The sequence below is a fragment of the Marinobacter sp. G11 genome, from assembly GCF_021282325.1.
In the GTDB taxonomy this organism is placed as follows: domain Bacteria; phylum Pseudomonadota; class Gammaproteobacteria; order Pseudomonadales; family Oleiphilaceae; genus Marinobacter; species Marinobacter vinifirmus.
Map to the genome: position 1 here is coordinate 1 of NZ_JAJSPB010000035.1, position 13,048 is coordinate 13,048.

Sequence of the window (13,048 nt, forward strand, 5' to 3'; positions counted from 1 at the left end):
CACTGAGACTTCGGAGTAAGAAGAGAAACCCCGCGTCGCTACGCTCCGATGGGTGGCAGCCTTGCTCCGGTCCGGGTGGCAGGCTTCACGTGGAATGGGTGGCAACCTTCAGCGGTTTACGCAGGTCGACCCCGGCATCCGTCAAACGGCGGCCATAATTGTGGCGATGCCCATGAGGATCGAGCCCTACGCTCTTGTTAGGTTCGAGGCCAATTCGTCTTAATCCTGCGGCATAGCTTTGGTTGAAGGCATTGTAGGTATAGGGATTGCCCAGATAGCGAGAGTCGAAGCTGATAAACGCATAGGGGTGATGGCACTCCAACGATGCACGGAAAACCAAATACTGTCGCCACAGCAACATGAATATCCGAGCAAACTCCTGAGGGAAGAAGTACGCCTCCAGGTAACCATCCTTGTGATCCAGGGTTTTGGATTTCCAGCCGAGATGCTGGGTGTTTTGCATCTCCTGACGCGGTATGCGTGAATACTTTTCTTGTAGGTACGCCTTGCGTGTTTTTATCCCTTTTCGGGACTTCCATCCTTCAGGTGCCTTACCTTCTATCTCGTTGTAGATTCTCACGATTGCCCGATCCGGATCGGAGGGGGCCTCGAAGACATCTGTGACCCAAAGCAACAGTGCTTCGCTCCGCCTCAACCCGGCCGCGTGCATCAGGAGCAAGATAAGCTTGTCCCGCAGCGCAACTCGCGGGTCTTTGGCTCCTCCCAAGCCCTTCATGTAGAAGTCTTCAAACTTTCCCGTAGGGAAGGCAATGGCATCGTCATTGGTTCTTGCCAGAGGCGTTCTGCCCTTGATGCTGCGGGCTCTCTTGACAGTAATGTTGATCGACTTGTCTTTGATGTGTCCGAGGAAATCGTTCTGGTTGCGCCTAAACCAAGCGGCATACTGGATGCGCTCCTCATGTCGAGTGGCTGTCCGCAAGGTATTAAGAGGCTTGCCCAGACCTTTGTCCGAGAGCCAATTGGTGAAATTCGTCAGATTGCTGATGTGTCGATGTATCGTGCTATTACTGGCCGGTATCCAATAAAGGCCAGAGGGGTCCAATCCATCTTCACCGATGGTGCCGCTGTAGAGCCGTCGGACAAAGGCCGCGAACAACGCTTCGGGTTCATCGAACATGCCTTCGTTGGCACTCATGAACTCGATGAGGAGCCTAATCGACTGAATATGGTTAGTGATTGTTGAAAGTGAGATGCCGTTTAGGTGAAGGCTAAGCACATAATCTGTGACTGACCCCAAAACCCCTTGGTCAGTCAGAATGACCGGAATCTCTGTGGCCACTCCACTTTTGTCCTGAACTACCTTGGCTGTAACCTTCGTTGCAAACATCCTTGATGCCCTACACATATTACACAGTATTCACTATACATATAGTTCATTCTTCAGGAAAAAGAAACCCCCAATTAAGGGGGTTTTTATCAAAATTACACAGTTCTAGGTACTATACAGAACCTCGGCGGGTTTTTTCGTTTTGGCTGATCAGCTGGCCGGGGTTTCTTCCGGTTCGATCAGCGGAGGCGGAAAGCCGCCCAGCTCTTTCCAGCGATTGACGATGCCGCAGAACAGGTCTGCGGTTTTTTCGGCATCGTAGGCCGCAGAGTGGGCTTCCTTGTTGCTGAACGGAATTCCCGCCAGCTTGCAAGCCTGGGCCAGCACAGTATGGCCATAGGCCAGGCCTGCCAGTGTGGCGGTATCGAAGGTGGAGAACGGGTGGAACGGGTTGCGCTTGATATCCGCTCTCAGCGCTGCCGCAAACACAAAGTTGTGATCGAAGGTGGCGTTGTGGCCCACCAGCACGGCGCGCTTGCAGTCGAAGGCTTTTACCGCCTTGCGGATAGGCGAAAAAATCTCGCTCAGGCCTTCGCGCTCCGGCACCGCTTCCCGCTCCGGGTTCCACGGATCAATGCCGGTGAAATCCAGGGCAGACTGTTCCAGGTTGGCGCCTTCGAACGGATCGATTTGCTGCACGTGGGTTTCGCCCCGGCGCAGCCAACCGTCTTCGTCCATGGTCAGCAGTACGGCGGCAATTTCCAGCAGGGCATCCCGCTCGGGATTGAAGCCTGCAGTTTCAACATCCACAACCACCGGCAGAAAGCCGCGAAAGCGTTGGGACAAAGGGTGTGGCTGTTTGTTTTCTTCTGACACGCGAACTCCGGTGTTCGTGTAATGAATGGAAAAGGTTTTACGCCAGGCGCCAGTTTACGGTTTCACCGGCTTTCAGGGGTACGATGGTGCCATCGGCCAGGGGCAGTTGCTCTGGCATGGTCCAGGGTTCCCGAACCAGGGTGATGGTGTCGGTGTTTCTGGGCAGGCCGTAAAAATCGGGGCCGTTAAAGCTGGCAAAGGCTTCGAACTTGTCCAGAATGCCCAGCTCTTCGAATACGTCTGCATACAGGCCGATGGCACCATAGGCCGAATAACAGCCGGCACAGCCGCAGGCGGCTTCTTTCTTGTCTTTGGCATGGGGTGCGGAATCGGTGCCCAGGAAGAAGCGCGGGTCGCCACTGGCAACCGCTTCACGCAGCGCCAGCTGGTGCTTGTTGCGCTTCAGAATGGGCAGGCAGTACAGGTGTGGCCGAACACCGCCCACCAGCATGTGGTTGCGGTTGTACATCAGGTGCTGTGGCGTCAGGGTGGCGGCCAGGTTGCCATCGGTGTGGCTGCGCACAAACTCCGCGGAGTCTGCCGTGGTGATGTGTTCCAGTACCACTTTCAGCTGCGGGAAAGCCTGCAGGGTAGGGGCCAGCACTCGCTCCAGGAAGACTTTTTCACGGTCAAAGATGTCGATGTCGGCATCGGTTACTTCCCCGTGTACCAGCAGCAACATGCCGCAATCGGCCATGGCTTCCAGTACCGGGTAGATGTTGCGGATATCGGTGACACCGGAGGCAGAATTGGTGGTGGCGCCCGCCGGATAGAGCTTGGCAGCGATAACCCCGGCGGCCTTGGCTTCGCGGATGGTTTCCGGGGTGGTGCTTTCGGTCAGGTACAGGGTCATCAGCGGATCGAAGCCGGTATCAGCAGCTGCCGCCAGAATGCGTTCACGGTAGGCCATGGCCATGGAAGCATCGGTTACCGGAGGCACCAGGTTGGGCATGATGATGGCGCGGCCGAAACAGGCTGCAGTGGCAGGCACCACGCTGTTCAGTACAGAACCGTCCCGTACATGCAGGTGCCAGTCGTCCGGGCGGGTGATGGTCAGTTCTCTGGTCATGGAAGTATCCGCAAGGCAGCCAAAAATTTTGCGGATTATACCAGAAGGTGCCGGCTATTGATCAGCCCGTTCCACGCGGAAGTCAGTAAACCGCGTTCAGCACGTCCAGATGGGCGGCTACGCTTTCAGCCAGCGCTTTGAGGTGATACCCGCCTTCCAGGGTGGAGATGATCCGGTCGTTGGCATGGTCGTGGGCAACGCTGACCAGCATTTCGGTCAGCCATCGGTAGTCTTCGGTTTCCAGGTTCAGCTCGCCCATGGGGTCTTTCTTGTGGCCATCAAAGCCGGCAGAGATCAGCACCAGTTGGGGCCGGAAATCCTGCAGCTTCTTCAGCCAGGCGGCTTCCACGATCTTGCGGTACTCGGTGGAGCTGCAGTTGGCCTCGATGGGGGCATTAACGATGTTGTCTGCCTGCCGGTGCACATGGGAGTGCGGGTAGAACGGATGCTGGAAGCTGGAGCACATCAGAATGCGCTCGTCGCCGCTGACGATATCCACCGTGCCATTGCCCTGATGCACATCGAAGTCGATGATGGCCACCCGCTCCAGGTGGTGGAAGGTGAGGGCGCGCATGGCCGCCAGGGCGATGTTGTTGTAGAAGCAGAAACCCATAGACTTGGTGCGCTCGGCGTGGTGTCCGGGCGGGCGGGCACAAACGAAGGCGTTGGTTACCTGGCTGCTCATCACCATGTCTACCGCTTGTACGTTGCCACCTGCGGCCAGGCGCGCCGCGTGCAAGGTATCTGGCATCATGGCGGTGTCCGGATCTGTAAAAACGCGGCCACGGGTGGGCTGCATCAGGTCCAGTTGCTGCAGGTAGGTTTCGGGATGCACGGTCAGAAGCTGGTCGCGGGTGATTTCTTCTGGTCTTACCCAGTCGAGATCTTCCTGCAGATGGGTATCTGCAAGGTAGGCCAGGATGCTTGATATGCGCTCAGGGCTTTCCGGGTGTTCCGGGCCCATGTTGTGCTTCATGCAGTCATCGTGGGAAAAGAATGCCGTGGTCATACGTGTAGTCTGTGCCTGAATCTGCTTCTTATTAAAACCATGTTATCAGGGATACCCGAAGTATGTCGTATTTCTTTGGTCTAATGGGCGTGATACGGATTTACATCAGGAAATCCCCATCTAAGATAAGGTATACATTGATAAGCATCCTGTATTACTGGGATTTTTAACCTGAAGCCCGTTGTATCACTCTGGGAGAGTCGCGTTGAGTACCCGCTATCTGGAAAGCCTGTTTAACCCCGAGTCTATCGTCGTGATCGGTGCATCCGAACGGGCAGATAACCTGGGTGGTATGGTTCTGCGTAACCTTCTGGGTGGCGGTTTTCCCGGTCGGCTGGTGGTGGTTAACCAGAGTGAATACGAGAACGTGCACGGGGTGCCTTGTGTCGAGAAGGTATCGAAGCTGGACTTTACGCCGGATCTCGCCATTATCTGTACGCCGCCCAACACCGTGCCTAAAATGGTACGCAAGCTGGGCGAGCGGGGCGTTCGAACGGCTATTGTGATGACCGGCGGTATGTCCCGTACCCACAGTAAGACGGGGCAGCCGCTGATGTACTCGGTGCGGGATGCCGCCCGTGAAACCGGTATCCGGGTACTCGGCCCCAACACCATCGGGCTGATGGTGCCGGCCCGGCACCTGAACGCCACCTACGCCCACATGGGTGCGATTCCCGGCCGGGTGGCCTTTGTGGGGCAATCCGGCACCATTGCAAGCTCGGTACTGGACTGGGCATTTGCCCGGGGTGTGGGGTTTTCCTACTTCCTGACCCTCGGCGACGGCATGGATATCGACCATGACGACCTGATCGATTACCTGGCCCAGGATACCCAGACCCGCGCCATCCTGCTGCACATTGAAAGCATTCCGAACCCCAGCCGCTTCATGTCGGCGGTACGGGTAGCCTCCCGAACCAAGCCGGTAATTGCCGTTAAATCCGGCCGAGTGCCGGAATCCGAGTGGTTCTCCCACCAACTGCCGGCGGGGATTCGCCGGACAGACCCGATCTACGATGCCATGCTGCAGCGGGCCGGTGTGCTGCGGGTGGATGGTCTGGGCCAGATGTTCGACGCCCTCGAAACCCTGACCCGCATGCGCCCCCTGCGCCGCGAATCCCTGGCGATTATGGGGAACGGGGTAGGGCCAGGTGTGCTGGCGGTAGACCGGCTGGCGGACCTGGGTGGGGAGCTGGCGGAACTGTCTCCGGGCAGTATTGATGCCCTGGCGGAATTGTTGCCGCCGTACTGGACGCGCAAGAACCCCATCGACCTGAACTACGATGCCTCGCCGGAGCTGTATGCCCAGGCTATCAAGATCCTGGCGAAGGATCCGAATGTCGCCAACGTGCTGGTGATGTACGCGCCAACCCTGGTGCAGGACAGCCTGCAGATTGCCGATGCCGTGGTGCAGGCCTCCAAGGGCACGCGCCTGAACATTTTCACCTGCTGGCTGGGCCAGAGCACGGTGATGGATTCCCGGGAGGAGTTCTACCGGGCCGGTATTCCTTCGTTCTTCAACCCGGAAAAGGCCGTGATGGCGTTCATGCAGCACGTGCGTCACCAGCGGGTACAGCGGCTGCTGACAGAAACGCCGGAATCTTTCACCGACCACTTTGCTGACCGGGCCAATACCCGCGGCCTGGTTGCCAAGGCCCTACGTGACGGCCGCAAGCATCTTTCAAGCCGGGAAGCCCGGCGGGTTATCCGTGATTACGGCGTGCATACCATCGACACCATGTACTGTGACGATATGGAAGAAGTGCTGGAGATGTTCTCCATCGAGCGCCGCCCGATCGACGTAACCGTGATCCACGAGCAGGTGTGTCATCCGTTCCTGGATCTCAGCCCCACCCAGCGCCGCTACAAGGGCACCGTGAAAAAGCTGAACAGCGAGCAGGCCATCATCGACGCCTGTCGTTTCCTGGAAGAGGAATACCAGGAGCATTTCCCGGACAGCGGCTTTCTGGGCTTTGCCGTTCAGCACTCCTACCAGCACGTGGGCGGAATTGAATTCAGCGTGGGCATAACCCGGGATGATGTGTTCGGGCCACTGGTGGTGTGTGGCGCCGCCGGTGCCCAGGTGAACATTATGACCGACCGGCAGATTGCCTTGCCGCCGCTGAACATGGTGCTGGCCCGTGAGCTGCTGCGCCGTACCTACATGTACAAGTTGCTGAAGGAACACAGCCTGAAGCCGGAAGAGGATATCCGGGCGGTGTCCGAGACGTTGGTGAAACTGTCCCAGATCGTGATCGACATTCCCGAGATCCGTGGTTTGGAAATTTCTCCGCTGCTGTTCAACGAGCAGGGTGCGGTGGCGGTTAACATTGCCATCAACCTGGACAGCAAGCCGGGTAAGCCGATAATCCAGCCCTATCCGAAGGAGCTGGAAGAGTGGATTGTGCTGCCGAAATCCGGCCGTCGGGTGGTTATCCGGCCGGTACTGGCCGAAGACGAGCCGGCGCACCGCCAGTTCCACGAACACCAGTCACCGGAGTCCATCCGCTACCGTTTCTTCCAGTACCGCAAGAACTTCTCCCGGGAAGACGTGGCCCAGATGGTGCAGATCGACTACGACCGGGAAATGGTCTTTATCGCCAATGCCCCGAAGCAGGATGGTGAGGGTGAGGAAACCCTGGGCACCGTGCGTACCTGGACAGACGCCGACAACCTGCGCTGCGAGTTTGCCGTGATGGTAGACGATCGCATGAAAGGCGAGGGCTTGGGCGTGGCGCTGATGCAGAAAATGATTGAATACTGCCGGGCCCGGGGCACCATGGAAATGATTGGTAACGTATTGCCGGACAACCGCCCGATGCTGCAGCTGGCGGAGCATCTGGGTTTCGAGATCAAGTTCAATCCGGAAGAGGAAGTGATGGATCTCCGGCTGGTACTGAACGAGCCGGAGAAGGACTGGCAGAAGGAACGGTTGAAGAAGGGGGGGCACCTGTAGCCCCCCCTGTCTGATTATTCTTCGACGATGGCGGAGCGGTCTTCTCCGCCCAGTGCTTCCAGCAGTCCCGGAATCAGCCGGGACAGTTCCAGCGTCATGATGGTGAAGGCGGCGTCAAACTTGGCCATAGCGTCGTCTGCGTCCACATCATCCAGCTGGTCTTGCAGGGTTTCGCCGAATTTCAGCCGGCGGATGCCCAGTTCTTCATCCAGCACGAACGATACGTTGTCGTCCCAGGTCAGGGCCAGCTTGGTTACCTGCATGCCTGTTTCCAGGTGGTTGCGGATTTCATCGGCTTTCAGGTCCAGGCCCTTGCAGCGCACCACGCCGCCATCTTCTGACGGGTCTTTCAGCTCACACTCGCTGCCCAGCACAATGGTGGCCGGGTGGTCGATGCTTTCATTCAGCCAGCCGGTGAAGGTAAAGGCCGGGGCCTGTTCCACCGCAGGTGGGCGCACCGGCAGGGAGCCCAGGCTTTTGCGCAGGGTAGACGCCAGGTCTTCCGCCTGCTTGGCCGAGCCGGCGTCTACCACCAGCACGCCGTCCTGGGGCGCCAGGTAGGCAAAGCAGCGGCGGTTGCGGGAAAAGGCCTGGGGCAGCATTTCCAGCATGACCTGTTCTTTGATCTCTTCTTTTTCTTTCTTGCGAACTTTGCGGCCCTGTTCCACTTCAATGGCTTCGGCCCGCTCTTCCACGGCTTCCTTGACCACCGGGCCCGGCAGAATCTTTTCTTCCTTGCGCAGGGCAATCAGGTGATAGCCGTTGGCGCTGTGTACCAGTTGATCGCCATGCTTGCCCAGCGGTGGAACCCAGCCCTGGCGGGTGGTTTCCTGTGGGCCGCACGGTTTGAAAGCATCGGCCTGAAGCTTCTCTTCCAGTGCTTCGGCGGAGATATCAAAAGGCTTGGTAAATCGGAAAATCCGGGCGTTGCGGAACCACATGGGGCTAAATCCTTGCTAGAGGCTGTTGGTACAAAAAGGAGGGCGATGATACGGCTACCGCCGGTAGCCGTAAAGTGACGGCCGAGTGGTCAGATGTGCATGATCTCGACCAGCACGGTCTTCACAAGAAAGCCTACAACGCCAGCGCCCAGCACGGTAAACAGGGCGATGGTGCCAAACTTGCCGGCCTGGGATTTCTTGGCCAGGTCCCAAACGATAAAACCCATCCAGACAATCAGGCCGGTCAGAAACACCAGCATGGCGATCTGGGAAAATACTGCTTCGTTCATGGTTACTCCGATATCAACTGAAACTGATCTTTGCAGGTTGGAACACGCCGGTTACTGCTCGTCTCTCAGGAACACCCAGTTGTTGTTATCGGACTGCTCTTCACTGAAGTAGTAGCCTTCCAGGTTGAATCCTTTCAGGTCATCGGCCTGGGTAATCCGGTTCTGGATGGCGTAGCGGCACATCAGCCCGCGGGCTTTCTTGGCGTAGAAGCTGATCATCTTGTACTGGCCGTTCTTCCAGTCTTTGAACTGGGGGGTCACCAGGCGGCCGTCGATGTCTTTCTTCTGAACGCTCTTGAAGTATTCGTTGGAGGCCAGGTTAACCAGTACCTTGTCGTCTGCCGCGAGCAGCTCGTTCAGGGCCTTGGTAAGCTTGCTGCCCCAGAAGGCGTAGAGGTCTTTGCCGCGCTTGTTTTCGAACTTCGTGCCCATTTCCAGCCGGTAGGGCTGCATCAGGTCCAGCGGCTTGAGCAGGCCATACAGGCCGGACAGCATACGCAGGTGCTGCTGGGCAAAGGCGAAGTCGTCTTCGCTGAAGCTTTCAGCGTCCAGCCCGGTGTACACATCGCCTTTGAAGGCCAGGATGGCCTGGCGGGCGTTGTCCGGAGTGAACGGTGTGTGCCAGGTACGGAAGCGCTCGGCGTTGAGCTGGCCGAGCTTGTCGCTGATGCTCATCAGGTTGCTCACCTGATGGGGTTCCAGTTCCTTGAGCTGGTCGATCAGCTCGCAGGCATCATCCAGGTAGTCCGGTTGGGTATAGGTTTCCGTGGCCAGCGGGCTCTCGTAATCCAGAGTCTTGGCGGGGGAAATGATCATCAGCATGTCAGCGGATCCTCATTGCAGAAACATCAGTAACTGGTCCCTGGTAAACGGCCAGCCAAGTTCCGCACCGGTGTCGCTGCGGCGCAGCACCGGAATGCGGGTGCCGTAGCGTTCCACCAGCTCTTCAGACTGGGCAATATCCACCACATCTACCGGGATGGGCTCCGGCATGGGCGTGTTCACCAGCAGGGCTTCTGCCAGTTCACACAGGTGGCAATTGGAGGTGGTGTAAAACAGCAATTCCATTATTTTTTCGGCTGCGCGTCGATTTGCTGGCCGTTTACACCCCGGCTGTCCTTACCCATCAGGTACAGGTACACCGGCATCAGTGCTTCCGGTTCCGGGTTTTTCTTCGGATCTTCCGCCGGGTAGGCCAGCAGGCGCATGCCGGTGCGGGTCGCACCCGGGCTCAGGCTGTTCACCCGAATGTTATTGCGTTCGTCGTCCAGCTCGTCGGCCAGCAACTGGGCCAGGCCTTCAACGGCGAACTTGGATACCGCATAGGCACCCCAGTAGGCCCGCGCCTGCCGGCCGACACCGGAAGAGGTAAAGATCATCGACGCATCATCGGATTTGCGCAGCAGCGGAATCATCGCCCGGCTGAGCAGGAACGGGGCGGTGGCGTTAACGTGCATCACCTTGTTCCAGGTTTCCGGGTCGTACAGTTCTACCGGGCTGCGGGAGCCCAGAATACCGGCGTTATGCAGCAGGCCATCCAGCCGACCGAAGTTTTCTTCGATGGTCATGGCCAGTTCTTCGTAGTCCTTGACCGCCGCGCCTTCGAAGTTCATCGGCACAATGGCCGGTTGCGGATGGCCGGCGGCTTCGATTTCGTCGTAGACCTCTTCCAGCCGGCCTACGGTGCGGCCCACCAGAATCACGGTGGCGCCGTGGGCGGCGTAGGCTTTGGCGGCGGCGCGGCCAATGCCGCTACCGGCTCCGGTTACCATGACAATGCGGTCTTTCAGAAGATCGGCGGGTGCCTGGTAATCTTGCATAACCTGTCTCCGTGTTCAGGCGTTTTCCGGCCCGAATAGTGCCGGGGTTGAACCAAAAAGGGGGCTTATTGTAACAGCTTTGCCAGGTCGCTGACGGTGTCGGCAATGATGTCGGCTTGCCACAGATCAACCGTGTGGGGTTGCTCGATGTAACCGTAGCGCACAGCGATGGTGCGCATGCCGGCGTTGCGGCCGGCTTCGATATCCCGTTCGTGGTCGCCAACATACACGGCCTGTTCCGGCGCAGCACCAATTCTCTGGCAGGCCAGGAACAGCGGCTCCGGGTGTGGTTTGCGTTCGCTGACGTGGTCCGGGCAGATCAGGGTGGCGCAACGTTGGGCCAGCCCCAGTGCCTGTACCAGCGGCTCAGCAAAGCGCACCGGCTTGTTGGTGACAATGCCCCAGGGAATGCCCCGGGCTTCCAGGTTTGCCAGCAGTGAGTCCATGCCCTCGAACAGGGTGGTTTCTACCGCTACGCCCGCCTCGTATAGGTCCAGGAAAGCCGTGTGCTTTTCCACGTAGCCGTCATGCTCTGGCTCCAGCCCGAAACCGACCCGGATCATGGCCCTTGCGCCATTGGACACCGAAGGGCGGATTTGCTCGGCCGCCAGCGGTTCAAGGTTATGGAGCTGGCGCAGCTGGTTCAGGCAGCGGATGAAATCCGGTGCGGTGTCGATCAGGGTGCCGTCCAGGTCAAACAGTACCGCAGAGGGTTTTTGGTCAGTCTTCACGAATATCCCGCGCGTGCATCAGGTAGTTGACGTCGACATCACGGCCCAGCTTGTAGCTTTTGGTGATGGGGTTGTAGGTCATACCGGTAAGCTCGCGCACGTCCAGCCCGGCGTGGCGCAGGTAGTCGGACATTTCCGAGGGCCGGATGAACTTCTTCCACTCGTGGGTGCCCTTGGGCAGCATGTTCAGCACGTATTCCGCGCCCACAATGGCAAACAGGAAGGACTTCGGGTTGCGGTTGATGGTCGACACAAACAGGTGGCCGCCCGGGCGCAACATGGCCGCGCAAGACTTGATGACCGAGCCCGGGTCCGGAACGTGCTCCAGCATTTCCAGGCAGGTGACGGCGTCGTACTGGCCGGCATGTTCCGGGTCCCGGGCCAGCTCTTCGATGGTGGTCTGGCGGTAGTCCACCTTCACACCGGATTCCATGCCGTGCAGCCGAGCTACGTTCAGCGGGGCTTCGCCCATGTCGATGCCGGTAACGTGGGCACCACGCAGGGCCATGCCTTCAGACAGCAGACCGCCACCACAGCCAACATCCAGTACTTTCTTGCCTGCCAGCGATACCCGCTCGTCGATGTAGTTCAGGCGCAGGGGATTGATGTCGTGAAGCGGCTTGAATTCGCTGCTGGGGTCCCACCAGCGGCTGGCCAGTGCTTCAAACTTGGCAATCTCGTTCTGGTCTACGTTCTGGTTGCTCATGGAGTGCACCTGGTTGAGATAATTAACTGAGAATCTTGTTGCGCCAGTCGCTGACACGCAGCATCAGGTCTGGCACATCGATACGGGTCAAACGGCCGTCCTGTACCTGAGGTACGCCGTGAATCCAGCTGTGGCTTACTGCCCGGCCATGGTTGCTGTACACCAGGTGAGAGGCCGGGTCGTACACGGGCTGCAGGAACGGGTCGCTGAGATCAACGGCAATCAGGTCGGCCAGTTTGCCCGGCACCAGCGAGCCCAGTTCATGGTCGCGGCCCAGGGCACGGGCGCCGTTAATGGTCGCCATCCTGAGTGCGGTGTGTGCTGACACGGCGGCAGCATCCCCGGCCACCACCTTGGCCACCATGGCCGCGGTTTTCAGTTCGCCGAACAGGTCGAGGTCGTTGTTGCTGGCAGCGCCGTCGGTACCGATCGTGACATTGATGTTGCTGTCGATCAGCTTCTGGACCGGGCAAAAACCACTGGCCAGCTTCAGGTTCGACTCCGGGCAGTGGACGATGTGCCCTCCGGCCCGGGCCAGATGCTCCAGGTCGGAATCGTCAATCTGGGTCATGTGCACATACTGGCTGTTCGGGCCGAGTACGCCCAGTTCTGCCATCCGGGCTACCGGGCGCTTGCCGGTGGCTTTGACGGCTTCGTCCACTTCAAAGGCGGTTTCGTGCAGGTGTATTTGCAGGGCCGCACCGGTTTCCTCTGCCAGCTTAACGGCTGCCGTCAGCGGTTGGTCAGACACCGTATAGGGTGCATGGGGGCCGATGGCGGGCATGATGTAGTCGTCGTGCTGCCACTGGGCAATCAGGTCGGCACCTTTGCGCAGGTAATCCTCCGGGCCCGAGCCCCACACCGTCGGGTTGTCCAGCAGGGGGAAGCAGATCTGTGCGCGCATGCCAACGTCGTGGGCCACCTGGGCAGTCACTTCGGGGAAGAAATACATATCCGAGAAGGTGGTGGTGCCGGTGCGCAGCATTTCGGCCATGGCCAGGCGGGTGCCGTCCAGAACAAAGGGTTCGCTGACAAAACGGCCTTCGGCCGGCCAGATGTGGTCGTTCAGCCAGGTCATCAGTGGCAGGTCGTCGGCCATGCCCCGGAACAGCGACATCGCGGTGTGACCGTGCAGGTTGATCAGCCCCGGCAAGACCACGTGCTGGTCCAGGTTGATGGTTTCCCGGGTGCGGAACTTCTGGTCTGCTTCGCTCTGGGGCAGGATATCGGCAATACGGCTGCCCTGAAGGATAACAGCCTGGTGTTCCAGAACCACGCCAAAGGGTTCCATGGGTATCAGCCAGCGCGCGTTGATCCGGGTGTCGGCCGCAGTAATGGTGTCTGCCGTCATTAACCTGCCTTGTC

At 58.8% G+C, this 13,048-nt stretch carries 13 protein-coding genes; 1 reads left to right on the top strand and 12 read right to left on the bottom strand.

Going from position 1 to position 13,048, the window contains the following annotated elements; genetic code table 11:
• Nucleotides 1–85: 85 nt before the first annotated feature.
• The 4 genes from gmtY to LWH94_RS16670 form a co-directional block, all read right to left on the bottom strand.
• Entirely contained in the window at nucleotides 86–1,300 is a 1,215-nt protein-coding gene (gmtY, locus tag LWH94_RS16655) for a gamma-mobile-trio recombinase GmtY (protein WP_232902959.1), read from the bottom strand.
• Nucleotides 1,301–1,498: 198 nt separating this feature from the next.
• Nucleotides 1,499–2,164 (bottom strand): ribonuclease T, encoded by a 666-nt coding sequence (gene rnt / locus LWH94_RS16660; RefSeq protein ID WP_058340676.1) that lies wholly within the window; start codon nucleotides 2,162–2,164, stop codon nucleotides 1,499–1,501.
• Nucleotides 2,165–2,201: 37 nt separating this feature from the next.
• Entirely contained in the window at nucleotides 2,202–3,233 is a 1,032-nt protein-coding gene (gene pyrC, locus LWH94_RS16665; protein ID WP_232902960.1) for a dihydroorotase, read from the bottom strand.
• Nucleotides 3,234–3,315: 82 nt separating this feature from the next.
• Nucleotides 3,316–4,242: a histone deacetylase family protein gene (locus tag LWH94_RS16670; RefSeq protein ID WP_058340678.1), complete on the bottom strand. Its 927-nt coding sequence runs from the start codon at nucleotides 4,240–4,242 to the stop codon at nucleotides 3,316–3,318.
• A 205-nt stretch (nucleotides 4,243–4,447) separates the two neighbouring features.
• Here LWH94_RS16670 and LWH94_RS16675 point away from each other — a divergent pair, with 205 nt between their 5' ends.
• Entirely contained in the window at nucleotides 4,448–7,195 is a 2,748-nt protein-coding gene (locus LWH94_RS16675) for a bifunctional acetate--CoA ligase family protein/GNAT family N-acetyltransferase (RefSeq protein WP_232902961.1), read from the top strand.
• Between the two features lie 14 nt (nucleotides 7,196–7,209).
• Here LWH94_RS16675 and rdgC read toward each other — a convergent pair whose 3' ends face one another.
• The 8 genes from rdgC to LWH94_RS16715 form a co-directional block, all read right to left on the bottom strand.
• Nucleotides 7,210–8,136 carry a recombination-associated protein RdgC gene (gene rdgC, locus LWH94_RS16680; protein ID WP_232902962.1) on the bottom strand — a complete coding sequence of 309 codons (927 nt, stop codon included), beginning with the start codon at nucleotides 8,134–8,136 and terminating at the stop codon, nucleotides 7,210–7,212.
• Between the two features lie 89 nt (nucleotides 8,137–8,225).
• Nucleotides 8,226–8,426, bottom strand: coding sequence for a DUF2788 domain-containing protein (locus LWH94_RS16685; protein ID WP_058340681.1), 201 nt, complete (start codon nucleotides 8,424–8,426; stop codon nucleotides 8,226–8,228).
• 51 nt (nucleotides 8,427–8,477) lie between these two features.
• Entirely contained in the window at nucleotides 8,478–9,248 is a 771-nt protein-coding gene (gene yaaA, locus LWH94_RS16690) for a peroxide stress protein YaaA (RefSeq protein ID WP_232902963.1), read from the bottom strand.
• A gap of 12 nt (nucleotides 9,249–9,260) precedes the next feature.
• Entirely contained in the window at nucleotides 9,261–9,494 is a 234-nt protein-coding gene (locus LWH94_RS16695; RefSeq protein ID WP_232902964.1) for a glutaredoxin family protein, read from the bottom strand.
• Complete coding sequence (locus LWH94_RS16700) at nucleotides 9,494–10,246, bottom strand: YciK family oxidoreductase (RefSeq protein ID WP_232902965.1); 753 nt, start codon at nucleotides 10,244–10,246, stop codon at nucleotides 9,494–9,496. Before LWH94_RS16700 ends, LWH94_RS16695 begins: the two co-directional genes overlap by 1 nt.
• Before the next feature lie 65 nt (nucleotides 10,247–10,311).
• Nucleotides 10,312–10,977 (bottom strand): phosphoglycolate phosphatase, encoded by a 666-nt coding sequence (gph, locus tag LWH94_RS16705; protein ID WP_058340685.1) that lies wholly within the window; start codon nucleotides 10,975–10,977, stop codon nucleotides 10,312–10,314.
• Nucleotides 10,967–11,683, bottom strand: a complete 717-nt coding sequence (ubiG, locus tag LWH94_RS16710; protein ID WP_199457612.1) for a bifunctional 2-polyprenyl-6-hydroxyphenol methylase/3-demethylubiquinol 3-O-methyltransferase UbiG — start codon at nucleotides 11,681–11,683, stop codon at nucleotides 10,967–10,969. Before ubiG ends, gph begins: the two co-directional genes overlap by 11 nt.
• A gap of 22 nt (nucleotides 11,684–11,705) precedes the next feature.
• Nucleotides 11,706–13,034 (bottom strand): TRZ/ATZ family hydrolase, encoded by a 1,329-nt coding sequence (locus LWH94_RS16715; protein ID WP_232902966.1) that lies wholly within the window; start codon nucleotides 13,032–13,034, stop codon nucleotides 11,706–11,708.
• Nucleotides 13,035–13,048 lie beyond the last annotated feature (14 nt).